19 protein-coding genes are annotated in these 23925 nt (G+C 38.4%); 4 read left to right on the top strand and 15 right to left on the bottom strand.

What is annotated here, in order from left to right:
- Positions 1–8 precede the first annotated feature (8 nt).
- The 3 genes from R2R71_RS17840 to R2R71_RS17830 form a co-directional block, all read right to left on the bottom strand.
- Positions 9–3035 (bottom strand): TAT-variant-translocated molybdopterin oxidoreductase, encoded by a 3027-nt coding sequence (locus R2R71_RS17840; protein ID WP_316832632.1) that lies wholly within the window; start codon positions 3033–3035, stop codon positions 9–11.
- A gap of 49 nt (positions 3036–3084) precedes the next feature.
- Positions 3085–4377, bottom strand: coding sequence for a c-type cytochrome (locus R2R71_RS17835; protein WP_316832631.1), 1293 nt, complete (start codon positions 4375–4377; stop codon positions 3085–3087).
- 253 nt (positions 4378–4630) lie between these two features.
- Complete coding sequence (locus R2R71_RS17830; RefSeq protein WP_316832630.1) at positions 4631–5611, bottom strand: deoxyhypusine synthase family protein; 981 nt, start codon at positions 5609–5611, stop codon at positions 4631–4633.
- Between the two features lie 241 nt (positions 5612–5852).
- Between R2R71_RS17830 and R2R71_RS17825 the strand changes: the two genes are divergently transcribed.
- Positions 5853–6986, top strand: coding sequence for a polymerase (locus tag R2R71_RS17825; protein WP_316832629.1), 1134 nt, complete (start codon positions 5853–5855; stop codon positions 6984–6986).
- Between the two features lie 233 nt (positions 6987–7219).
- Here R2R71_RS17825 and R2R71_RS17820 read toward each other — a convergent pair whose 3' ends face one another.
- The 6 genes from R2R71_RS17820 to R2R71_RS17795 all read right to left on the bottom strand — a co-directional run bounded on the left by R2R71_RS17820 (position 7220) and on the right by R2R71_RS17795 (position 15672).
- A complete protein-coding gene (locus R2R71_RS17820; protein ID WP_316832628.1) occupies positions 7220–9598 on the bottom strand; it encodes an outer membrane beta-barrel protein in 2379 nt (792 codons plus the stop codon).
- Between the two features lie 65 nt (positions 9599–9663).
- A complete protein-coding gene (locus R2R71_RS17815) occupies positions 9664–11946 on the bottom strand; it encodes a M56 family metallopeptidase (protein ID WP_316832627.1) in 2283 nt (760 codons plus the stop codon).
- 12 nt (positions 11947–11958) lie between these two features.
- Positions 11959–13632 (bottom strand): M56/M15 family metallopeptidase, encoded by a 1674-nt coding sequence (locus R2R71_RS17810; RefSeq protein WP_316832626.1) that lies wholly within the window; start codon positions 13630–13632, stop codon positions 11959–11961.
- A complete protein-coding gene (locus R2R71_RS17805; protein ID WP_316832625.1) occupies positions 13629–13997 on the bottom strand; it encodes a BlaI/MecI/CopY family transcriptional regulator in 369 nt (122 codons plus the stop codon). The genes R2R71_RS17810 and R2R71_RS17805 overlap by 4 nt, the downstream gene beginning before the upstream one ends.
- A gap of 228 nt (positions 13998–14225) precedes the next feature.
- Positions 14226–14879 carry a DUF1345 domain-containing protein gene (locus R2R71_RS17800; RefSeq protein ID WP_316832624.1) on the bottom strand — a complete coding sequence of 218 codons (654 nt, stop codon included), beginning with the start codon at positions 14877–14879 and terminating at the stop codon, positions 14226–14228.
- A gap of 4 nt (positions 14880–14883) precedes the next feature.
- Positions 14884–15672: a class I SAM-dependent methyltransferase gene (locus R2R71_RS17795; protein WP_316832623.1), complete on the bottom strand. Its 789-nt coding sequence runs from the start codon at positions 15670–15672 to the stop codon at positions 14884–14886.
- A 45-nt stretch (positions 15673–15717) separates the two neighbouring features.
- On the opposite strand from R2R71_RS17795, the gene R2R71_RS17790 reads away from it, so the two are divergent.
- Both R2R71_RS17790 and R2R71_RS17785 read left to right on the top strand, forming a co-directional pair.
- Positions 15718–16596, top strand: a complete 879-nt coding sequence (locus R2R71_RS17790; protein WP_316832622.1) for a transglutaminase-like domain-containing protein — start codon at positions 15718–15720, stop codon at positions 16594–16596.
- Positions 16597–16670: 74 nt separating this feature from the next.
- A complete protein-coding gene (locus R2R71_RS17785; RefSeq protein WP_316832621.1) occupies positions 16671–17720 on the top strand; it encodes a glycoside hydrolase family 18 protein in 1050 nt (349 codons plus the stop codon).
- Between the two features lie 72 nt (positions 17721–17792).
- Here the strand turns inward: R2R71_RS17785 and R2R71_RS17780 are convergent, their stop codons facing one another.
- The 3 genes from R2R71_RS17780 to prfB form a co-directional block, all read right to left on the bottom strand.
- Positions 17793–18635, bottom strand: a complete 843-nt coding sequence (locus R2R71_RS17780) for a hypothetical protein (protein WP_316832620.1) — start codon at positions 18633–18635, stop codon at positions 17793–17795.
- A 41-nt stretch (positions 18636–18676) separates the two neighbouring features.
- Positions 18677–19591: an alpha/beta hydrolase gene (locus R2R71_RS17775; RefSeq protein WP_316832619.1), complete on the bottom strand. Its 915-nt coding sequence runs from the start codon at positions 19589–19591 to the stop codon at positions 18677–18679.
- A gap of 9 nt (positions 19592–19600) precedes the next feature.
- Positions 19601–20675, bottom strand: a protein-coding gene (gene prfB, locus R2R71_RS17770; protein WP_316832618.1) for a peptide chain release factor 2 whose coding sequence is annotated in 2 segments (ribosomal slippage) — positions 19601–20614 and positions 20616–20675 — 1074 coding nt in all. Because the reading frame shifts where the segments join, the coding sequence is not laid out codon by codon here.
- Between the two features lie 93 nt (positions 20676–20768).
- On the opposite strand from prfB, the gene R2R71_RS17765 reads away from it, so the two are divergent.
- Entirely contained in the window at positions 20769–21107 is a 339-nt protein-coding gene (locus tag R2R71_RS17765; RefSeq protein WP_316832617.1) for a hypothetical protein, read from the top strand.
- 36 nt (positions 21108–21143) lie between these two features.
- Here the strand turns inward: R2R71_RS17765 and R2R71_RS17760 are convergent, their stop codons facing one another.
- The 3 genes from R2R71_RS17760 to R2R71_RS17750 form a co-directional block, all read right to left on the bottom strand.
- Positions 21144–22448 carry an amidohydrolase gene (locus R2R71_RS17760; RefSeq protein ID WP_316832616.1) on the bottom strand — a complete coding sequence of 435 codons (1305 nt, stop codon included), beginning with the start codon at positions 22446–22448 and terminating at the stop codon, positions 21144–21146.
- Positions 22449–22567: 119 nt separating this feature from the next.
- Positions 22568–23173, bottom strand: coding sequence for a DUF5034 domain-containing protein (locus tag R2R71_RS17755; protein ID WP_316832615.1), 606 nt, complete (start codon positions 23171–23173; stop codon positions 22568–22570).
- Between the two features lie 84 nt (positions 23174–23257).
- Positions 23258–23770 carry a hypothetical protein gene (locus tag R2R71_RS17750; RefSeq protein WP_316832614.1) on the bottom strand — a complete coding sequence of 171 codons (513 nt, stop codon included), beginning with the start codon at positions 23768–23770 and terminating at the stop codon, positions 23258–23260.
- Positions 23771–23925: the final 155 nt, after the last annotated feature.

Below are 23925 nucleotides of genomic sequence, written 5' to 3'. Positions count from 1 at the left end.
ACTAAAGCTTACGCTTGTACTGTTGTATCTGTATTTCTAATTTTTGTCATATATCCGATACCTGGTTTCACGTTGATTTCCTCTAATACGTAGTAGATACGCTCAGAACGTAAAGCTTTTGAAACCTCAGAATTTGGATCATTAGCATCACCAAAGATGATTGCATTTGCTGAACAAGCTTCCTGACAAGCCATTTTAATATCGCCATCTTTTAATGGACGTTTCTCAATTTTAGCATGTAATTTTCCAGCCTGGATACGTTGAACGCACATTGAGCATTTTTCCATTACCCCACGAGAACGTGTAGTAACATCAGGATTTAATACTAATTGAGTAAACTCGTTATTTAAATAGTTGTCGAAACGTGAATCGTTCCAGTAGTTGAACCAGTTAAAACGACGAACTTTATACGGACAGTTGTTTGCACAGTAACGTGTACCTACACAACGGTTATAAGCCATTTGGTTTAAACCATCTGATGAGTGTACTGTTGCCAATACCGGACAAACTGTTTCGCATGGAGCGTGGTCACAATGCTGACATAACATTGGTTGGTGAACAACAGAAACATGATCTAAGTCTTCTAACTTAGCAATTTCCTTTTCTTTAGTTACATCACCATTAGGTGTTTCGTAGCTATAGTAACGGTCGATACGAATCCAGTGCATCTCACGACGACGGCGAACCTCATCACGACCTACTACAGGAATGTTATTTTCAACGTTACAAGCAACAATACATGAACCACAACCTGTACAGGCATTTAAATCGATAGCCATAACCCAGCTGTTGCCTGGTTGCTCGTATTTATCCCAAAGGTCATAGTTTTTATGGCCTTCTTCGCCTTTACCAGTACCCGCTGCAGGGTTTTTTAAGTATTCTTTGAAAGTAGCTTCGCGGATTACGTTACGTCCCTCGAAAGAGTGGTGCGTTTGTGTTTGTGCTAATTCATAATAGCCACCTGTTGGTGTAATGGTTACCGTTGTAGCATACTGCAATGTTCCGTTTACAAAAGAAACGAAAGGGAAAGCATTTTTACCAACACCATTACCTGCTTTACCAGCTTTTTCACGGCCATAACCTAAAGCAATTGAAGCGGTACCTTGTGCTTGTCCTGGCTGGATAAGAACAGGTAAGTCAACTGAATATCCGTTGCTTCCTTTAACCGTAACAACATCAAATTCTTTAACTTTTAACGTTTCAGCAAATTTAGGTGCAACAGCAACATAGTTATCCCAAGTTACTTTCGATACCGGATCAGGTAATTCCTGTAAGAATGCATTGTTTGCATTTTTACCATCACGCATAGGGATGTTTTCATAAACCTGTAACTGAACATCTTTACTTAAAGCTTTGCTGCTGTTTACAATTGAAGTAGCTACAGCTGCCAAAGATAAGCTGAATGAATAAGCTGCTGCAGGTTTAGCTGCTACAGTTACCACACCTTTTTCTAAAACATCATTCCACTTAATACCAAGTGCAGGAAGCATTTTAGTTTCCCAGTTATTGCGAACAAACTGGTAGTAATCTTTAACCGGAGCATCTGCCCAGGTTAATAAGCTTTCTTCTGCCTGACGGCTATTGAAAACAGGGTTGATTGTTGGCTGAACGATTGAATAATATCCTTCGTAAGTATTTGCATCACCCCATGATTCTAAATAGTTATTGTTAATGGCAATAGCATCACATAGTGAAGCGGTTTCATCAGCCCTGTCAGCGAATGAAATTTTTGCCGGAACTTTAGCTAAAGCATCTGCAAATTTCTTTCCGTCAACAGTATCGTAAACCGGGTTACTGTTTAAGAATAAAACAGCACCTACTTCGCCACGTCCCATTTCAGAAACGAAGCCATTGAATTCAGCGTCGTTACCTGCATATAAATAACAAGGGTTATCTAAATCGATAGTAGTACCATAACTGCCGATCGCAGCATTAATAGCGTTTACTAAAATCTGTGTAGAAACATCGTTTGAACCACAAACTACAAGCGCTTTACCTTTGTTTTGTAATAATTCTTTAGCAGCTAATTTGATTACTTTATCAGCAGTTGCATTATTAGCTAATGAACCACCAGCTAAAGACTGACCAGTAATTGCATTGTATAAAGCGATTAACGCAGGACCTTCTTCCGATAATTTAACCGGAACACGCGTATCTGCATTAGTACCTGTTAAGCTCATACCACTTTCGAACTGAATGTGGCGGCTCATTTTTTTGTTTTCTAACGATTTGTAGTTACGGTTAGCAGTATACTGAGAAGTAAACTCTTCTCCGCTAATCCATGTACCTAAGAAATCGGCACTGAAACTTACAATTAAATCAGCTTTATCGAAGTTATATTTTGGTAAAACAGCTTTACCAAAGCTATTTTGATTAGCCTGAATAATACCAGTGTAAGAAACAGCATCGTACTGAACCAATTTAGCAGCAGGATACTTAGCAATAAACTGTGCAATAACTGCGTTTGTTGACGGGCTGTTAACTGTTGAAGCAACTAAACGGATTTTTTTACCGCCAGCCTGTGCTTTAGCCAACTCGCCTTTTACAAAGCTGTCGATTTTTGCCCAGGTAGTTTCTTCATTTTTAAGAACCGGCGCTTTTAATTTAGATACATCATATAAATCTAAAACTGAAGCCTGTGCTCTTGCATCTGTACCGCAATTGAACTCACCTGCATTAGGATTTGGTTCAATTTTGATTGGACGGCCTTCTCTGGTTTTAACTAAAATACTCTGGCCGTTAAAGCTCGAAGTATAGTAGTTAGGTATACCCGGTGTAACCTCTTCAGGTTTTACCAGGTAAGGAATAGATTTATGAACCGGGGCGGTTTGACATGCTGCCAAAGTAACTGCACCTAAACCAAAACCTAACGCCTTTAAAAAGTCGCGGCGTGGGGTAACGGTACTTAACCCTGCTTCATTTAAAACATCTTCTATTGGAAGTGGCTCGGCGAATTCGTTTTTGTTGTTTTTAACAAAATCGGGCGTATTGTTATACTCTTCTAAGCCTTTCCAGTATTTTTTATTGCTTTCCATTTAAGCTATATTACTGTTTATCGAACGTTCTTACTAAAACTCTAATCTATTAATAGTGGCATTTACCACACTCTAAACCACCCAATAAAGCTGGAGTGATTTTCTCGCCTTTTTTAATTTTTTCGTGCGCCTCGATAACCTTAGCGTAGAAAGCATTGTTTTTCTGACCAGAAATATCTGTTTCTTTATGGCAGTTAATACACCATTTCATGGTTAAAGGAGAATACTGATAAATTTCTTCCATTGTATTAACCGGACCGTGACAAGCGAAACATACTGGTTCAGTTGGCTGTAATCCTTTTGCTTTACGAATTGCATCTTCTGCAACAACTACGTGCTGAGAGTGGTTGAAGTAAGCAAAATCAGGAAGGTTGTGTACACGTACCCACTCCATTGGTTTTTCTTTACTCTTATCGTATTTCTGCGTTTCAGGATCGTAACCTAAAGCGTTATATATTTTTTTGATTTCTGGCGAAATCTGACCATCTTCTCCCCTTGCCTGTACTGCTTTGTGGCAGTTCATACAAACGTTTAATGATGGGATTGTAGCATTTTTAGATTTAAACGCTCCGTTGTGGCAATACTGACAATCGATCTGATTGATACCAGCGTGCAACTCGTGAGAGAATTTAATTGGTTGTACCGGCTGATAACCAGTGTGAACACCGGTATTCCACATACCCATCCAACCAAATGAACCTAAACAGATAATTAAACACAAGATAAAGAACATTACAAATTTCTTGTTCTTGAACATCTTGCGAATACCCACCTTTAAAGGCACATCTTCTTCAATCTCGATGCCTTGTTTCTGTAAAATTAAGCGCTCTAATAATTTAGAAGCACGGCCTAAGATTACTAAAATTACAATAGCAACGGCAACAATAGCAACAATACCTGCAATTGATAAACCAGAAGTGGTTTCATCTTTCGGAACAGCAGCACCTTCAGCACCAGCTTTTGGTTTCGGCTCTCCTTCTTTAATGTATGCTAAAATGCTTTTAACTTTTTCCTCATCTAACTCAGGGAAAGAAGTCATGGCAATTTTACCATTCTCGTTAAAAAGTTTTACCGCATCAGGATCTCCGGATGCAACCAAGCCTTGTGAGTTTGGAATCCACTTTAAAAGGAATGCTTCCGAATGACGATCGCTCACGCCTGTTAAAGCAGGACCAATCATTTTTGCATCTAACGCGTGACATGCGGTACACTTAGCCTTGAAAAGCGTCCTTCCTTCTGCAGCATCTTGCGCATTAACGGTAGAAACCGCCATAACGGAAATTGCTGAAAACACGAATAACGATTTCCAAACGCTTTTTAAAATCATCGAGATATCTCTCATAATGAACACTTTATACTTATTTAATTTACTTTTTGTTGTGAAATTGATGCCTGGGATGATATACCCCCATCAAAACTTGAACAAAAGTATAACTTATTAATAAATCCCATGACATAATACTGACGTGAAATACAATTTATAATCATTCTAAACAAATGCGGTTTCAAGCCAATCAGTCAATAAAAATGCCCATTTTCGAAGTTTTTCTCCAATGGGCATAAAAAAACCAGTTTGGTTTTATAAAATTTTCTGGTTATTGTTTTAATATCCAGGCAAACATTAATGGTGCAACAATTGTTGCATCACTTTCTACAATAAATTTCGGTGTATGGATATCTAATTTACCCCAGGTTATCTTTTCGTTCGGAACTGCACCTGAATAAGAGCCATATGAAGTAGTCGAATCTGAAATCTGACAGAAATAACTCCAGAAAGGAATGTTTTCCATCTCCATATCCTGATAAAGCATAGGTACTACGCAAATCGGGAAATCACCTGCAATACCCCCACCAATCTGGAAGAAACCAATACCTTTACCACCACTGTTTGCAATATACCAGTCGGCTAACCAGCCCATATATTCAATACCACTTTTCATGGTTGTTGCTTTCAGTTCGCTTTTCATTACATAAGAAGCAAAGATGTTACCCATTGTAGAATCTTCCCATCCCGGAACCACGATTGGCAAATTCTTTTCTGCCGCCGCTAACATCCATGAGTTTTTAGGATCGATTTCATAGTATTGTTCCAAATCGCCGCTTAAAAGCATTTTATACATAAACTCATGCGGGAAATAACGCTGCCCTGCCTCATCAGCATCTTTCCAGATTTTATGAATGTGTTTTTGTAAACGACGGAAAGCTTCTTCTTCTGGAATACAGGTATCGGTAACGCGGTTGTAGTGGTTCTCTAATAAATCCCACTCATCCTGTGGACTTAAGTCGCGGTAGTTAGGTACACGTTTATAATGAGAATGTGCAACAAGGTTCATAATATCCTCTTCAAGGTTGGCACCAGTACAAGAAATAATGGCTACTTTATCCTGACGAATCATTTCTGCAAGTGATATTCCCAATTCAGCTGTACTCATTGCGCCAGCCAGGGTAATCATCATTTTACCGCCTTCATCTAAATGTGTCTCATATCCTTTAGCTGCATCCATCATCGCCGCAGCATTGAAATGGAGGTAATTACGCTCCATAAACTGAGATATTGGTCCTCTTGTATTGCTCATCGTGTTTTGTCTTATTTGCCGCAAAAATAGCTAAACTGTTTGCAATTTGCAATTCGGGCTGATTGTTTGGGTATCTGATTAGTTAGAGGGGTTAGTTGATGAATTGTTTAATCGGTTAGTTGATGAATAGTTGGCAGTTTGTAGTTTGTAATACCAATGGACTAATGACTAATGAACTATTGACTAATGACCAATGAACGATTAAACCAACGAACTAAAATATTTTGCTTTTCTTTGCGGCATGAAAAGAATATCGTTTTTATTATTTTCTTTATTGTTGGTTTCGACATCGGGCATGGCGCAGATGAAACTCATAAAGAAAATGCTTTCCAACGAAAAGGATACCACCAGAAAAGCCAGCTTTTTGCCTATCCCTTCTTTTGGTTACTCGCAGGAAACAGGTCTTGAATTTGGTGTTGGTGCCATTTATTCTTACTATACCGACAGGAAAGATACCCTAACCAGAAGTTCGAACTTCTCTTTGAACGCAACCTATTCTACAAAAAAAACATATAACATTACTTTAAAAGGCGATGCCTGGTCGCCGGGCAATAAGTATCACTTTATCGGCGATGTGCGTTTCAAAAAGATGCCTTTTAATTTTTATGGCATTGGAAACAATACACAAAAAACAGATGAAGATAAACTGGTAATGAACCAGCTTAAGGCACTTTTCGATGCTGAAAAGAGCTTCATCAGGCATGCTTATACTGGTGTTTCTTTAGGTTTTGAAAACTATACTTTCACGGATCAGGTAGCAGGAGGCATATTTACGAATAACCCCAACATTTTAGATAAAGATGGCGGCTCGGTTGTTTTTGTGGGTTTGAGCCAGAGTTATGATACCAGAAATTCGAACAATTATCCTTCGAAAGGCATTTTTGGACGGGTAACTTATCAGTATGCACCTGATTTTTTTGGCGGCGAGAATTTTACGGGCAGCCAGATTAAGCTCGACTTAAGAAACTTTTGGCCGATCAGCAAAAAGGTTGTATTAGGCGTTCAGGGGATTTACTATTCCATTCAAGGCGCATCGACACCTTTTTACATGTTACAGCAACTGGGTAACGACCAGATTATGCGAGGCTATTACGGTGGCCGTTACCGTGATGAAAACCTTATTGCATCGCAGGTTGAACTTCGTTACCGCTTCATGAACCGCTTTGGAATTGTGGCCTTTGCAGGCGCAGGAAAAGTTTTCGACAATCAGAATGTTAATCTTAATGGCTTAAAACCGAACTATGGCCTAGGCGGCAGGTACTTTTTCGACACAGCTAAGGGCTTAAGCGTACGTATAGATTACGGCGTAGGTGAAAAGCTGGCTAATGAAAAACGCCAGAGTGGCTTTTATATCAGCCTTGCCGAAGCATTTTAAAAATAAATAAGAGATAATATATGATAGATGATGTATAAAAGCATTGTCTGAATCATCATGTCTAATTATTCCGCTTCAAACCGGCCTTTAAACAGAATTTACTCAGGGTTTAGTCGGATAGAATTGTCACAGCTCCGTCTGAAGCCCGACCAAACCCCGACTAATATCCGAATTAACATTAGTTTTCCTGATAGTTTTAAACTGTTTATTTCAGGGATTCGGCTTTACACCTCTTAGTTGGTTCTTCTGCGTTCTTCTTCATTCCCTGCTTTTCTTTCAGCTTGTTTAATTTTTTCATTCCCGAAATTAAACCGGATGCTTAAACGCAGCTGTCGGCTATCGTAATAATTATCGTATTCCTGCCGGATATGATTAACGAGGCTGCTGAACCTGTACCGGTTAGTTTTTAAAACATCGGTTGCATTAATTGCCAGCTGTAGTTTTTTATTGAGCAACAAGGTTTTCAAACCTACATCAAGATTATACTGGTGCTGATTGTTGTTTAAACCCTCAACCGAAGGAAACTGGTACCAGAAACTTACATCGCTTAAAATGGTTTTCTTTCGGTTTAAAATAAACTGATTAACCGTAGAAAGATAAGCACTAAAACCGCTTAAATTAGTTAACGTTTGTTGCAAGCTGGATTTAGCGACATTATAATACACATCAACCTGGTTAATACTTTCGAACCATTTAAGGCGGTTAAAAACAAATGAATTACTGAACTGGAAGTTATATCCGGTGATGAAATTTACAGGTTTTGACACCTGAATGGCTGAACTTCCCTCAATGAAATTCACATCCTTATAGCCATCGCTTAGCTTACTGAAAGAAAATGTTGTGGTAAAAACCTGCTTATATAGGTGTGAAAAAGACACATTATTATTATACGAAGGCTTAAGGAATGGATTTCCTTCGGCATAAACATACTGGTTACTGTACCAGCGAAACGGGTTTAGCTTTTTATAGGCTGGCCGATTAATTCTTCGTCCGTAGTTTAAGGAAAATTCGCTATTCTCATTTGCATGGTAAGTTGCAAATAATGTAGGAAAAAGCTGAAAATAATGGCTATCATTTGTTTCGTTAACCGCTACACCCCGAATTTCTGAAAACTCAGCCCTTAGCCCCGCCTGAAACTCAAAGTGTTTAAACCGCTTATTTAAGTTGGCATACAAAGCCTGTGTTTGCTCCTTGTAATTAAACTTATTGGTCTGGCGGGGATTGGCCAGGTAAACCCCGTCCAGTTTCTGGTAAAAAAACAAATCGCTTTCATTCCCGATAAAAGTAAGCTTGGTTCCAAAGGAGAGTGTAAAAGGTTTATAAGGCAAGTCCACGTCGGCCTTAATGGTATATAAATCTATACCCTGTTTACCCGACGATAAATATTCGGCAAATGAACCTGCAAGCTGTTGCCCGTTTTGAAGATAACTCGTATTGTTAAAAAAGCGGTTTTTATCATCATCATATTTAAACCAGTCGCCGGTGAAGGTAATTTGTTTGCCCATTGCCCCAAGACTTTGTTTCAAATAAAAATTAACAGCATGGTAATGCGATTTAATCCTTGCGTTTGCATCTGAATTCAATATTGAGTCCAGGCTTCCACCAATAGCATAAACCGTTGTTTTTATGTTTTCTTCAGAATGAAGGCTAGTTAAACCACCGCTGTATGACAAACCTACAAGTGTTTTTTCCGAAAGCTGATAGTCGATACCTAACTGCCCTCCCGGAACGGTTCTGTAATTGCGGTCTTTGTTTACAATGTTCCAGGTTTGATTTGGGTAAAAGGTATTGCTTTGCTCGAAAGGAACCAGTGAGCCTTTGCGGACATTGAAATTTGCAAATAAGGTTATTTTATCCTTTCTGAAACTTAAATTCCCGCCCAGGGAAACTGTAGGGAAATTGGCTTGCGCAAATGTTGAATTTAAGGAAGCCTTAAATCCTTCGGCTGTATTTTTCTTCAATACAATGTTGATTAAACCGTTATTACCCTGTGCATCGTACTTTGCAGGCGGATTGGTAATCACCTCTATCTTTGAAATATTAGCCGCAGGAATCGATTTCAGGTAGTTTGCTAAGTCATCATCTGTTAAAGCAATGAGCTTATCATTTACCATAACATTTACAGCGCCCTTTCCAACCAGCGATACCCTGTCATTCAACACCCTGACACCAGGTACTTTGGAAAGTAATTCTATGGCGTCGTTTCCAATGCCTGAAATACTGTTTTCGGCGTTAAAAATTATCCGGTCTACACGGTGCTCCATTAAAGGCTTCCTGGCACTAACCTGAACTTCAGCAAGATGATTTGATGCAGTTTCAAGTATAGTTGTAAGGGAAGTATCGGCAGTTAACCGGATAAGGGTTTCGCTGTTTTTATAACCTAAAGCGGAAACGGTGAGGTTACATTTCCCCGGCCGCAGCCCCTTAAGGAAATAATAGCCAAGGCTATCGCTTTTAGCCGGAAATATTTTGTTGGTGCTATCAGTAATTTTTATGGAAACGAATGCGATTCCCTTTGCTTTATAATCAATTACCTGCCCTGAGACGTTAACCTGGGCTTTAGCAGATAATGTAATGCTTAAAAGCAAAAGTAAAATTAAATTTCTTACCATCGAAAATACTTGGGAATGAACTAAGATGGCTGATTAAAGAATAAAGCATTTAATAAAAATCATCACTATCGCTCAACTGGTGTATAACTCCCATCAACTTGCCAAATTTCAATTTCTCCTTTCATATTGAATTTACCGGTCTTGCCTTTCATTTTCATGCCCTTATTTGTTGTAACCAGTAAATTTTTAGCTGTTCCACTTTTCGTATGATCATTATAAATAATTTCATCAGCTTCTATTTTCATATCATTGAAAATGATATTCGCCTTTCCGTATAGCGAAATTATTGATTTGTCTTTGCTAAAACGAACCGAATCCGAAGCAGAGTATTGAATGTATTCATTGCTCAGTTTTTTTTGAGACTGATTGTAAACTCCAAAATTAGCTTCGATTTTTTCGCCATCTGAGGTATTAGCGGTATATGTCCTTTTATTAAAATCAAAAACGATTTGGCTCGCAAAAATTTTACTCTTGGCATTGATTTCTAAGCTTGCATCTTTAGCAACCAAAATATTGCTCTTATCATTGTATTCGACATATTTAGCCCGTAACAAATCCTGAGCGATAAGTACAACAGCATTTTCTAAATAAGATATTTTCTCTTTAACATTCCCTGTTATTTTAGCAGAAGATAAAAATTTAGGCCTCAATGTATCTTGTGAAAGATTTATTACTGTTTTTTTAATTTCAGCAAATTTCTGACGGCCATCCTCCTGGTAGAAGCGACTAAATAAGACTTTATTCTGCACACCAAATGTCATGATATTTTTAGAAATCGATACCCAATCTTTAATTGCATAAGATTTTGCACCTGTTTTTACTTCGTGAATGAATCTCAACCGAACATTGTCACCTTTTTTATAGTCGTTCAGGTAACTTAAATCCGTTTGCGATTTATTAACGGTTACCTTGAAATTGAAGTCATTTGCTTCCACATTAATAATTTTCTTATCACCGTTAGCTGCTACCTCCGTAATTATTCCATCGTTAAAGCGCACTTTGTTTGCCTCATAAGCGAAGGGTTGAACCTGAGTTTTTGGCATTTGATAGATTAACTTATCACCTGAGAAAATCTGCTTAGGCTGGATATAAACATAATCCCCACCTTTATTGAAGAAAGAGACGTGGCTTACTATCTTTAACTCGTCGTTAGCTTTTAAGCGTTTCATGTTTTCTTCGCCTAAATACATCGCAGGAATAATAAATGTCTTGCCAGCTGATTCGAATAGCTTACCATCATCAAAACTGTGATTTAACTTTGATTTATAGTCACCTTTTACAATACCAATAATTGTTTTACCGGATACTGAACGGGATAAAGCCTGTTTTTCATAATAATCTTCGGATGTAAAATAAGGATCGGTCTGTTTTACATTTGGTAAGGCCAGTTCTTTGTTCTTTGAAGGTTTAACCTTTGAAGTGTCTTGCTGTACAATTCCAGTTGCAGGTTTCGTTTGTGCATAAACAAAGGCGACAGAAAATACCCAGAAAAGGCTCAAAGCCACTGGCAGGGCAAGTAAATAAACTAACTTTTTCATATTGGCAGATTTTGAGTTGAATAACATTTTAATCCGTTGCTTAACCGGACTTTTAACAAAGTTGTGTATCAATGGCACCTCACTTTTACTGATGGCAAGCCTTAAAATCAGTTTAGCATAAGCATTGGTACCAAATTGCTGTGAGGTTAGTTCATCGGCTTCATATTCGTGCGTTTGCTCCAGGGCTTTATCAAAAAAATAAATCACCGGGTTAAACCAAAGAAATGCTTTGCTAATCATCAATACTATCTTATCGATTGAATGGTATTTTGCAGCGTGTACCGCTTCGTGTTTAAGCAGCACAACCATGTCTTCTTCACTAAGTGTACTTTCACTTACAAAAACATAGTTAAAGAAAGAGCAATTGGTAAATCCTTCAACTTTATGAACAAGCTTTAATCCGTTTTTATGCGAAGCGTACTTGCTGGCATGACGTAAAAGCTGAAGCAACTGCCAGGTAAAAACGGCCAGTAGAATTGCAACAATAGCCAGGTACACGAACGGAATTAAAGCCAACCAATCTATTCCCATTTGCTCTACAGGCATTTCCATTACCTGAACGGCCTGTGGTTGTTCGATTGTATATTGCTGTACATAGGTTGTGGTTACCGGAACTTCAACTTCAGGTAGCCTTAGCTCCCGCTCTATCCTAAACTGCAATGCCGGAATTACAAAACTCAGCAGTAAAGTACTCAGTAAATAAAACCTGTTGATGGTGAAAAATGTAAGCCTTCTTAAAACCAAAAGGTAAAAGGCAAAGAATAAAGCCGTGCAGGCACTTACTTTAAGCAGGTAGGTTAGCAATTCCATAATCAGTTCTTTCTAAGATTTGGTGTAGGTTAAAAAACCATCTAAAATCAGGTTGCAAATGGCACGCAGGTTCTTGTCATCACTTACATAGGCAAGGCTCCGTTCGCTGCTTAAATTTCCCAATTCAATCACTATAGCGGGCACTTTCGATTCACGCAGCACCAGCAGATTTGCATTTTTCAATGAATCCCTTACTTCAATTCCTTTAATCTGGTTCAGGCTTTTTAAAACACCTGCGCCAAACTGTTCTGCATTTTTAATGTTCGAATTGAGCTGGGAAACAAAAACTTCTATGCCTTCGAAAGGTACTTTTGTATTCGGCTTTGGCATATTATTATGGTGGATGGAAATAAAAGCTGTTGCATTTTCGGCAGGCAAGCGATCTCTTAAAGGAATAAACTCATCCTTTTCTCTTGTTAATACCACCTTGATATTCCGTTTTTCCGCCTCTTCCCTGAGCATTTTTGCGGCCCTGAGGTTAAGGTCTTTTTCGGCAATGCCGGATTGACTTTTAGAGGCACCATCCTTACCACCATGTCCGGCATCAATAACCAGAAGCAGTTCCTTGCCGGTTAGCACTTTTTTTATTTCCGTATTTATGGCTGTATTTTCTGGCACCTCATCCAATTCAAGTTTATTACTGCTGATTGCATTTGCATCTAAAATTGCCGGAATGGTTTTAGCACCCTGATCAGCAGTTCCTTTAAAAACTGAATCAGTTGTTATCTCTGCCGGTGATAAAATAGGACTTAAAGGTAACAAAGAGGCCTGTTCTTCATTTACTGTGCCTGGTGTCTTTACCATTTTTGTAATGATGATATCTTTTTGATTTACAAAAGCAAAACAACAAACCGATATAATCGGAATAACAATCAGGTAAGTAAATTTCGAGAAATTAGCATCGGGCTTTTTATATATCATCATAATCCTGTTTTTTAAAGGAAGCTTACTAAAGTTATTTGCCATTAAATTGTTGGAAGGTAAAGCAAGGTTTAGCAATAATGAGGCATAATGGCCTTTATCGGTACTTCCGGCAGTTTCTTCATCTGCCAGGAACTCATGGTTGTTATCTATTTCATTGCGCCATAAGTAAATAACCGGATTAATCCATAATATACAGGCCGCCAGGTTAACGATAAGTTTATCAATCATGTGCCGCTGCTTAACATGTACAGATTCATGCTTAACGACGAGCTCTTTTTCATGATTAAGGAGGGAAGCATCAATGATTATCTGATTGAAAAATGAGCAATTCTTGATTTTCGAATCGGCGGCAACCAGAATAAGCGAACCGTTGTTTGATAAGGTGGATTTCCTTAAGCTATGCTTGATGCAGCCCATCAGGTAAATGGTGCGTAAAAGCAAGAACAGGGCAACAAAACCATAAGCATAGCTAGCCACCAGCGGCCAGTTAAACCTTACTACCGAAGTGCTGCTGGCGGCATAATCTGCTTCATAAGCAGTGTCAGTACTGTATTGGATTTTTGATTCGGCGGCAGCCTGCTGTACAATAACCTCTCTTTTGTGTTCAACCGTAAGCGCCGGAATGATAAAGCTAATCATCAATGCCGCCAGCAGGTACGCCCTGTTGAGCTTAAAAAAAGTGAGTTTAGCTAACAACAATTTGTAAGCGGTAAAAAATACCAGCAAGCATAGCGAAACCTTTAAAAAATAAATTAATATCATGACCTTGAATTAGCATTAATGAGCTTTTTGATTTCTTCTATATCCTTTTCACTTAATTTTTCTTCTTTTACCATAAAGGATAAAAGGTTTGCCGGCGAACTATCGAAATAACCCGAAAACATTTTGGAAAAAGTTGTTTTGGTGTAAGCTTCTTTCGTAATTGCAGGGAAGTACTCGTAAGTTTTTCCATAAGCTTTATAATTTACATAGCCCTTCTTCTCAAGCAACCTTACAATTGAAGAAATGGTGTTATATGGTGGCTTAGGTTCATCGTCAAGCTCATCTATAATGTCTTTTACAAATGCCTTGTGCAGTTTCCATAAAACCTGCATAATACGCTCTTCCGTTTTAGTTAATTCTTCCATACCCAAACTTATAACTTATTTTTCAGTTATACAACTATAAAATAAGTTATACGCCTGAAAATTCAGTTTTAAACTATAAAAAACTGAATACCAGTTAATTAATTTTAAATTAAGTTTATAAGTATTGGAACAAAGCGAATGTTTTTCAAAGAAGAACTTTGTAAGCTCAGCATTTCAAGTCTGTATTCAAAGGGTGGAAAAACGGCTAAAATGCTTGTTTAAATAACGTTATTTACTTAAACCCGCCAGTGCATTTATGGTTAATGCAACGATTACGGTATTAAAGATGAAAGAAATAATGCTGTGCAGCAAGGTAAGGCGTCGTATTTTGCGTGAGGAGATTTCGACATCAGAAACCTGGAAAGTCATACCGATAACGAAAGCGAAGTAAGCAAAATCGATGAAATCAGGCTCTTCATCCCCGGGAAAATCCAGGCCGCCGTTTTTATTCTTGGTATCACCATAAAAAAGGTGTGCGTAGCGCATCGTAAAGGTTGTATGCACCAACACCCATGAAAGGAACATTCCTGAAATTGCGGTTACCAGATCAAGGGTTTCAATTTCCTTTTCAATTAAAAGTAACACAACTGCCAGCAGCCCGGCAAAAGTTGATACCACAACAACAGCAAATATCTCCCCGCGGGTTTCATCCTGCATTTTGGCTTTCAGGTGGGTTTCGGCAGCCGAGGTGTTGTAAAACATGTACCAATGCAGCGAAATGAGTACGATGCAGAAAAAATCCCAGCCTAACATTAGTCTGGTTAACACGCTGGTTTGAATAAATAAAGAAGCCATGTAAATTAAAAGACCCGCAAAGAAACTTAGCAGCAAAATGTATAATGCGGATAACTTCTGAATGCCTTTTAACTTTGGTGTGGCCATTATTTTACTGTTTAAATTTCAGCTTGAAGTGCTCTTTTGCCTGGCCTTTTTTAAAATAAACTAAACCAATCCAGAACAAATCGACCGTAACAGTTACGTCAGGATGGTTTTTAATTTCAGTCCAGGCTTCTTTCATCCCCTCGCTCCAGTAAATATCATCAAAAATTAACAAAGAATTTTCGGTAACTTTTGGAAGACACCACTTAAAATAATTAAGTGTAGCATCTTTACGGTGGTTGCCATCAATGTAAACAAAATCAAGCGTGGGCTGCTTTGCAATAATATCAGGCAAAATCAGATCGAAATTACCTACGTGCAATTCGATATTATTTAAATTCAAATCATCGAAATTTTTCCTTGCAACGTTGGCTGTTTCAGGGCAGCCCTCTATGGTAATAATTTCTGCTTGAGGGTTCGATTTTGATAAATACGCTGAGGTGATACCCAGGCAAGTACCCAGTTCAATTGCTGTTCGGGGTTTTGTGTTTTGCGCAAGGCGATAAATCAGTTTTGCCAACCGCGGACTTTTAAGCGCATTTTTTGCAATCTGGCTTACCTTTTTTGTTCGGTTTTTATTAAGATGAGAACCCGCACCGAGGTCGGTAACCGTGATTATTGAATCGTCATTAAAAAGTTTTTTTCGCTGGGCTTCTATACTTTTGTATTCAGATTTGTCGCTAAAATCGTAAATTACCTCGTCTGCTAACTTATAAACAAATGGCGAATGCGTTCCATGTCTGGTTTTAGCAGTTAAACGGTGTTTGAGGTAATCGGTAATAAATTGAATTATCATATCTGTTGCAAAAGTAATTAAACGCCGCAAACGTATGTATGTTTTATGGAAAATAACGCAGAGATAAGTGCTTTAGTAAAATTGCTTGATGACCCTGATGAAGAAATTTATCAGCATGTTGAGCAAAAGCTACTGGAATATGGTGGCGAGGTGATTCATTTTCTTGAAAATGCATGGGAACAATCTTTCGACGGCCTTTTACAGGAACGTATTGAAAACATTGTCCATCAGATTCAGTTTAAAATTGTAAAAGAGGATTTAAGCCTCTGGTACCTGAGCGGTGCATTTGATTTATTGCAGGGTGCTTTAATCATTAACCGCTACCAATATCCTGATCTAGATGAACAGAAAGTAATTAACCAGCTCGAGGAAATTAAGCGTGAAATCTGGTTAGGCCTTCAGTATGAAATGAGCTCTGTTGAAAAAGTAAAACTGATTAACCATGTTTTATACCAGCAATATGGATTTGGGGGGAATACCAAAAACCATCACGACCCGCAAAATTCTTACTTAAACCAGGTACTGGAAAGTAAAAAGGGGAACCAGATTTCGCTGGCAATTATTTATTCTACGCTTGCCCAAAAATTGGATATGCCCATTTATGGCATTAATTTACCGCAGCATTTTATCCTGGGTTTTATTGATGAGAGCAAGCAGGAAAGTACCGAATATGGGGTTTTGTTTTACATTAATGCCTTTAACCGTGGCAATATTTTTGGCAAGCACGATGTTGATCAGTTTCTGCGTCAGCTTAATTTAGAGGCACTACCAGAATATTACCACCCATGCAGCAATACCGACATTATACGGAGAGTTATCCGGAACCTGATTTCGGCATATGAAAATGCAGGTGCAACAGAAAAAGTTGCAGAACTAAACGAATTACAGCAAATTATATCTGAAACAGATTCAACAACCAGCTAATGATCAGAAAGCTTTCTCAGGGGTTTTGCATAATTTTTAAGTTATGTATCTCGATTACATTCCTTTCATTATATGTGACTGATTTAAGTGCCCAGGAGAAATATAAGCCAAATGTTATTGCCTATTACACCGGTGGTGGAGGTACCGTTATCGACAGCTTTCCAATTGAAAAGATAAGTCATTTGATTTATAGCTTTGGCCATTTGAAGGGCGACAGCATGAACATCCATGCAGCTAAAGATTCGGCTTTGATTGCAAAAATGGTTAGTTTAAAAAAACGCAATCCTGATTTAAAAGTAATGATGGCCATGGGTGGGTGGAGTGCCTGCCCTAATTGTTCGGAAGTTTTTAGCCGGAAAAACGGCCGGAAAACCTTTGCTAAAACCACCAGGGAATTGCTCGATTTTTTCCATGCCGATGGTATTGATATCGACTGGGAGTATCCGGCAGTAGTGGGTTATCCAGGACATCTATATACCGAAAACGACAAACATAATTTTACATTGCTTATTAAACAGCTGAGGAAAACATTGGGTAAAAAAGCCGAAATCAGCTTTGCTGCCGGCGGTACAAAAAATTGTATCGACTCCTGTTTCGAATGGCGCAAGGTAATCCCTTTAGTTAACCGCGTAAATTTAATGAGCTACGACCTGGTAGGTGGTTATGCAACAACCAGTGGCCATCACACTCCGCTTTATTCAAACAACCAACAAGAACTTTCTGCCGATTACGCTATAAAAGCCATGGAAGCTTATGGCGTTCCAAAAAGCAAGATTGCTTTGGGTGCCGCTTTTTATGCCAGGGTTTTTGCCAATACGACCGATGCGAATAACGGACTCTATCAACCGACCAGGTTTTTAAAAGGTGTTTCTTTTAAAAATTATAAAACAGAGCTCACTGAAGAAAAAGGCTATACTTATTACTGGGATGAGCAGGCAATGGCGCCATATTATTATAATCAAAGCAGCAAAAGCCTGGTAACATTCGATGATCCAAAATCAATAACATTAAAAACGAAATATGTTATCGACCATAAACTTAACGGAATCATGTTCTGGGAGTTAACAGATGATGCCTATTCAGACGGATTGCTTGGCGTAATACATAAAACGATTCAGCAATAATAACTTTGTTTAACAACTGGACATAAATAAAAAAACCGCAATTCTGATTGCGGTTTTTTTATTTACTTAATATTATTTACATGAGTATATTAAATCAAACTTAGACTGAGAGGTATCAGTATTTACAATACTTCCAGCGCTGTAAAGATTTGATATCTGCTCCATATTTATAGATGAAGCATTCCCTTTAGCATCAAATTTATATGTGTAATTAATTTTTAGTTCACCAATGATCTCACCATCCTTATCCCTAATTGTACTCACAGTATTTAACAATACATTTTTAGATTGTTTGCCGTAGTAACCTCCCGGGAAATAATCTACATGATAAAGCAATGGATCAGCTATTTCATAGGTATTGTAAGCAAGTTCGCCTGAATACTGGTAAGTATTTTTCTGAATGCTTCCATCGATGGCTAATTCAGAAGTTGAGCTGGATAAATTGCCGTTCGTATAGGTTAGTACATCGGTACTGTTTATTTTTCCATCCAAATAAGTTTTAACCCCTACCAAATAACCTTCGGCGTTATAGGTATATTCTTTTTTCATACTATAACTTATGCCATTTACAGTAACATAGCCTTCAGTTCCGCTTGATATTGCCTTTCCATTTGACAGGACTATTTCTGCTGTTTCGCCATCCTGATCTTTAGAAACAATTTTATTTGGGGTATAAGTGTATGTATTTGATAGGTTCCCATTAGTTGATCTGGCCAGTTTTCCGCTTGCATCGTAAGTAAAACTAATTTCATACTTACCTAAAACGCCAATATCCATTTTGAGACTGGTTAACTGGCAACCGTTTTTATTTCCGTTTGGATCAGGAAAAGCATTCCAGTCAATTTCCTTTTTGCAACTAAGCATAGCCATTACCGCAACTACTGCTACAAGTGCAATTTTAATTCTTCCGTTCATTTAGTTATCTGATTAAGAGCATTCAATAACGTACAAAGATATTAAAACTTTTCTTTCTTCATCCAATCTGCCAGGAGTCCAAACCAATCTACATCCGAAGTTTTGTTGATCAGGCCAAAGCCATGACCACCTTTTTCAAATAAATAGAGCTCCGTATCAACTTTGTTTTTCTTTAATGCATCATTTAACAGTATACTATTTTCAACAGGAACTGTTTTATCGTCTTTTGCATGAACCAGAAAAGTTGGTGAAGTTTTCTTTGTGATATTTTTATTTGCAGAAAAGTATTGCTTCATGTTTTCGGCAGGGTTTGGTCCGAGTAAATTTTTCATCGTACCGGTATGAACAGACTCCTCGAAACTGATAACCGGATAAATTAATGCTGCAAAATCAGGTTTTAAGCTTATTTTTTCAGCATCAGTGATTTTTATATCATTGTAGTGTGTTAACAAGGTTGATGCAAGGTGACCTCCTGCAGAAAAACCCATAACCCCAATTTTATTGGTTTTGATATTGTACTTTTTTACATCTTTTCTCACCAGGTAAATCGCTTGTTGAATATCCTGCAACAGCGCATAGGTTTTATCAACCATAATTTCATCACTTGGCAAACGGTATTTCAACACAAAAGCCGTTATACCGATTTCATTAAAGCGTTTTGCAACATCAATACCTTCATGGCTAAATGCCAGTGCTGCATAGCCCCCACCCGGGCAAATGATTACAGCAGTTCCGGTGGCTTTATCTTTTGGTGCTTCGAAAACCGTTAAGGTTGGTACCGTTACCTTTGTAATGCTTAAAGTGCCGTTACTCCTTACTTCCGTATTTTCTGCGTAAGTAGCAGGCGCTGGTTTTGCACCTGGTATTTCACCCGAATAAAGTGGAATTACTTCCTGGGCTTTTGCTAAAAAGGATACCATAGCGAATACGATTAAGAATAAAGATGATTTTTTCATAATACTAATTTAAAACTCCATTAAATATGCTTTTAAGAACTCATTGATATCACCATCAAGCACCGCCTGTGGATTGGAAGTCTGGTAGTTTGTACGATGGTCTTTCACTCTTCTATCGTCCAAAACGTAACTTCTGATTTGCGAGCCCCATTCAATTTTCTTCTTAGAACCTTCAATCGCTGCAATTTCTTCATTACGTTTACGCTGCTCAATTTCATAAAGCTGCGATTTCAGTAAACGCATGGCATTTTCTTTATTCTGTAGCTGCGATCTGGATTCCTGGTTTTTAATAATAATACCTGAAGGCTTATGGTACAAACGAACGGCAGTTTCTACCTTGTTTACATTTTGCCCACCGGCACCACCGGCCCTGAAAGTTTCAAACTCTACATCGGCAGGGTTGATATATATTTCAATAGTTTCATCAACCAGGGGATAAACATACACTGAGGCAAAGGATGTATGCCTGCGGGCATTTGAATCGAATGGTGAAATACGCACCAAGCGGTGTACGCCGTTTTCCCCTTTCAGGTAGCCGTAAGAAAAATCACCATCAAACTGGAGTGTAACCGATTTTATTCCGGCAACATCACCTTCCTGACTATCTTGCTCGGTAATTTTGTAACCATTTTTCTCCCCCCACATGATGTACATGCGCATAAGCATATACGCCCAGTCGCAACTTTCCGTTCCACCAGCTCCTGCGGTAATCTGCATTACGGCCGAAAGCTGATCTTCCTTATTGCGAAGCATATTTTTAAGTTCCAGATCTGCAACAGCTTGCTTGCTGATATCGAATTGTTCCTGTAATTCTTCTTCGGCAGCATCGCCCGACTGAAAAAAATCGAACATTACTGCTGCGTCTTCTACGGCATTATTTGTTTTCTCAAATCCGTCCGTCCATTTTTTCTTTGAACTTATATCGGCAAGAATTTTTTCTGCTTTTTTGGGGTCGTCCCAGAAATCGGGCGCCATTGTGCGTTTCTCTTCTTCACGTATGGCATAATGTAGCTCATCAACGTCAAAGATGCCTCCTCAGAGACGTTACCCTGTCTCTTAAATCCTGTATTTGTTCTTTGGTCATAATCGCAAATGTAGTTAATTAAAATTTTTATTCTTTGTATTAAACTTTTTACATTTATATACATCTATGTTGATGAACATAAACACAAACATTATGAAAATTAAATTGGCAGGAGCTTTAATTATTGCAGTATTTGCATATGGCTCAGTATCATTCGCTCAAACACCAGCGGCTACAACAACTGCGATAACGCCCAAAGAAGTTCATAAATGGGACAGAAAAAGGGTTAAAGCGGGAGTTAAAAGTGGTGAACTTACAAAAGCAGAAGCCAAGGCGTTAAGGGCTGAAAATAAGAAGCTAAAAACTGATGTAAAAGCAGCAAAAGCGGATGGTAGCATTACTATTGGCGAAAAGAAAAATATAGCCAAAGAAGAAGCCAGATTAAGTAAAAATATTTATGCTAAAAAGCATAACGCCAGAAAAAGAGTTTAAACCAAAAGAAGCTATCCGTAATGGATAGCTTCTTTTTTATTTCTTCATTGCCATATAGTCGAGGGTTAAGTTGGATAGCAGCTTAACACCTAAAACAAATCCACTTTCATCGAGATAAAAATCAGGAGTATGATGAGAAGGGGCTTTCAGCGGATCTTTACCTTTTGGCATTCCTCCTAAAAAAACAAATAATCCAGGCACTTTTTCCTGGAAAAAAGAAAAATCTTCGGCACCGGTAACAGGGGGTCTTAATTTCACATGTGCAGCGCCTGCTGTTGCCTGCATGCTAGGTAGCATTTTTTCTGTTAGTGCCACATTATTGAAAGTAACCGGGTAGTGGTTGCTGTACGGAATTTTAACTTCAGCTTTTCCGCCTCCGGCTTCGGCTGTTTTTGTTGCAATGGTTTTTATCCGTTCGATGAACATCGCTTCGTCTTCTTTACTGAAATTACGTATCGTACCGAGCATTTCTACCTTTTCGGGGATGATATTAGAACGAACACCTCCATTAATTGCTCCAATGGTGACCACCCCTGGATTTTCCGTTACATTTAAGTTTCTGCTTACAATGGTTTGAAGGTTATTTACAATCTGGGCAGATATAACTACGGGGTCGATACTGCTCCAGGGATATGCACCATGTGCCTGCCTGCCAGTTACGGTAATTTTCATATCGTTTACAGCAGCCATAGTACCACCCGGTTTATAAGTAACGTCGCCAGCTTCGGTTTGCGAATTAATGTGCAGTCCAAAAATGACATCAACTTTAGGATTTTCCAAAACACCTTCTTTAATCATGAGCGCAGCACCACCCTCTTCCCCGGCAGATACACCTTCTTCCGCGGGTTGAAAAATGAATTTTACGGTACCGGCAATATCTTTTTGCATCGAAGCCAAGACCTCCGCAACGCCCATTAATATGGCCACATGACTGTCATGTCCACAGGCATGCATTACACCAACTTCCTGTCCGTTATATTGTGTTTTAACCTTCGAAGCAAATGGTACATCTACCCTTTCAGTAACAGGCAATCCATCCATATCGGCACGTAAAGCTACAACAGGTCCAGGTTTTCCTCCTTTTAAAATGCCAACTACCCCTGTTTTCGCAACACCGGTAGTCACTTTTATGCCTAATGATTCTAAATGTTTGGCTATAATTCCTGCTGTTCTTACTTCATTGTTACCTAGTTCAGGATGCTGGTGAAAATCCCTTCGCCAGGTAATGACTTTTTGCTCAATGGCATCGGCTTTTTTAACAACTAATGCATTCAAAGGTGATTTCTGGCCGAAAGCACTAAAGGAGACCAGCGAAAAAAGGAACAAGTAGATTTTTTTCATAATACGTTTAGTTTGGAGAAAAATGATTCCCTAATCTAGTTATTTTTGAAGACAGATTAAATGGAATATCGGCAGAAAAGCCAAATCATGAATGATAACCCGATTTTTCAAACACGCGATCAGGTTAATTCTATTTCTGTGGTTTCGGATGTTAAAACCCTCCCATCTGATAAAGTTATGGCTATCTTAAATTTATGCCTTTTACTGTTTTTTGGTGGCACTTGTAAAAATATACCTTCATAAAAAATGGTTTGCGGAATATGATAAAAGTCATTAAATGATTTAAGGTAGTCGGCTAATCCAACCAGATTATTATTATTTCCTTTTGCCTTAAAGTATAAACCAAGATCGGTACCGCTTGGGTGGGCATCATCAAAATCGTAGGCAGAGAATATTTTTATTGATGTAACACTTTCTTTAGGGATATATGTATTCTCCATACAGCTACAGGCATAAGCAGATTGGATTAATCCCCACGAAAACTGCTGTTTTAGCAAGCTTAAGCGATCTGTAACCACCTGAATATTGACACCATAATTAATAGCAGAAATCACACCTGAGCTGGAGATTTTAGGTGTCGGCAGCCCCATATCCAGGTTTCTAAGGGATATACTCTTATGTGTGTAACTGATGGTCTGGGGTGGATCACAATGGCAATTAACACATGAAGCAATAACCTGCGAAAATAGTGCGACAAGGAGCACAATAAATGTTTTTTTTATCATAGGGAAGGTAAACAGGGATTTTAAAGTTTTATAAAAAAAGCTATACATACATTTGTATAGCTTTAATTTCGTATCTAATTTATCTTAATTAAACATTCCTTTCAGCTTATCCATTATCCCGCCTGATTCTGTAGCGCCACCGGCCTGCCCCTGGTTATTACCATTAAACATACCTATCACGTCGCTCACATCGAATTTTCCATCAGCACCACCTGCTAAATTTCCAAGGATATCCCTGATGTTAAAAGAACTATCATTCGGGTCAGCAGTTTTTTGCGTTAACTTACCTAAAATAGCCGGAATAACTGAAGCGGCAAGTCCTTTAGCGGTTTCAGCATTGATACCCAATCCTGCCAGTTTATCGGTAAAGCTGCCTGCTGCTTGTTGTGTAACGGCGGCACCTTCAGCATTACCAGTGTTAAAGATTTCGGCAAGGCCACCGATGTTGCCTGATGAGAGCTGATCTTTCAAACTGTCGAAAATAGAACCCGACGCTGCCTGAATTACTGCCTCATTGTGTTCGTTTGGAATGTCGCTATTATTAACAACACTTTCCTGTACGTTTTCGCGTACCAATTCACTTAAATTTTCTAGCATAATGTTTTAAAATTAATGGATATAAAATAAGTTGTACGGAAACTCACGGAATGTTATCCCTAAGTTACTTTGTTTATAATAAATAATGAAATGTTATTTTTTGAACATTAAAAAGACAGTTTTAACTATTTGCTTTATTACTTTTACAGAAAACA

The sequence above is a fragment of the Pedobacter aquatilis genome (assembly GCF_032678405.1).
GTDB lineage: Bacteria > Bacteroidota > Bacteroidia > Sphingobacteriales > Sphingobacteriaceae > Pedobacter > Pedobacter aquatilis_A.
Note: the sequence above shows the minus strand (reverse complement) of the source record. Positions and strands in the feature narration are given on the sequence as shown.

Excerpts from the sequence above, each read along its gene's own strand:
- R2R71_RS17820 (WP_316832628.1), bottom strand. The coding sequence starts at position 9,598 with ATGGTAAGAAATTTAATTTTACTTTTGCTTTTAAGCATTACATTATCT.
- R2R71_RS17815 (WP_316832627.1), bottom strand. The coding sequence starts at position 11,946 with ATGGAATTGCTAACCTACCTGCTTAAAGTAAGTGCCTGCACGGCTTTA.
- R2R71_RS17750 (WP_316832614.1), bottom strand. The coding sequence starts at position 23,770 with ATGCTAGAAAATTTAAGTGAATTGGTACGCGAAAACGTACAGGAAAGT.
- R2R71_RS17810 (WP_316832626.1), bottom strand. The coding sequence starts at position 13,632 with ATGATATTAATTTATTTTTTAAAGGTTTCGCTATGCTTGCTGGTATTT.
- R2R71_RS17765 (WP_316832617.1), top strand. The coding sequence starts at position 20,769 with ATGAAAATTAAATTGGCAGGAGCTTTAATTATTGCAGTATTTGCATAT.
- R2R71_RS17825 (WP_316832629.1), top strand. The coding sequence starts at position 5,853 with ATGAAAAGAATATCGTTTTTATTATTTTCTTTATTGTTGGTTTCGACA.
- R2R71_RS17760 (WP_316832616.1), bottom strand. The coding sequence starts at position 22,448 with ATGAAAAAAATCTACTTGTTCCTTTTTTCGCTGGTCTCCTTTAGTGCT.
- R2R71_RS17830 (WP_316832630.1), bottom strand. The coding sequence starts at position 5,611 with ATGAGCAATACAAGAGGACCAATATCTCAGTTTATGGAGCGTAATTAC.
- R2R71_RS17775 (WP_316832619.1), bottom strand. The coding sequence starts at position 19,591 with ATGAAAAAATCATCTTTATTCTTAATCGTATTCGCTATGGTATCCTTT.
- R2R71_RS17840 (WP_316832632.1), bottom strand. The coding sequence starts at position 3,035 with ATGGAAAGCAATAAAAAATACTGGAAAGGCTTAGAAGAGTATAACAAT.
- R2R71_RS17780 (WP_316832620.1), bottom strand. The coding sequence starts at position 18,635 with ATGAACGGAAGAATTAAAATTGCACTTGTAGCAGTAGTTGCGGTAATG.
- R2R71_RS17795 (WP_316832623.1), bottom strand. The coding sequence starts at position 15,672 with ATGATAATTCAATTTATTACCGATTACCTCAAACACCGTTTAACTGCT.
- R2R71_RS17835 (WP_316832631.1), bottom strand. The coding sequence starts at position 4,377 with ATGAGAGATATCTCGATGATTTTAAAAAGCGTTTGGAAATCGTTATTC.
- R2R71_RS17755 (WP_316832615.1), bottom strand. The coding sequence starts at position 23,173 with ATGATAAAAAAAACATTTATTGTGCTCCTTGTCGCACTATTTTCGCAG.
- R2R71_RS17790 (WP_316832622.1), top strand. The coding sequence starts at position 15,718 with ATGGAAAATAACGCAGAGATAAGTGCTTTAGTAAAATTGCTTGATGAC.
- R2R71_RS17800 (WP_316832624.1), bottom strand. The coding sequence starts at position 14,879 with ATGGCCACACCAAAGTTAAAAGGCATTCAGAAGTTATCCGCATTATAC.
- R2R71_RS17805 (WP_316832625.1), bottom strand. The coding sequence starts at position 13,997 with ATGGAAGAATTAACTAAAACGGAAGAGCGTATTATGCAGGTTTTATGG.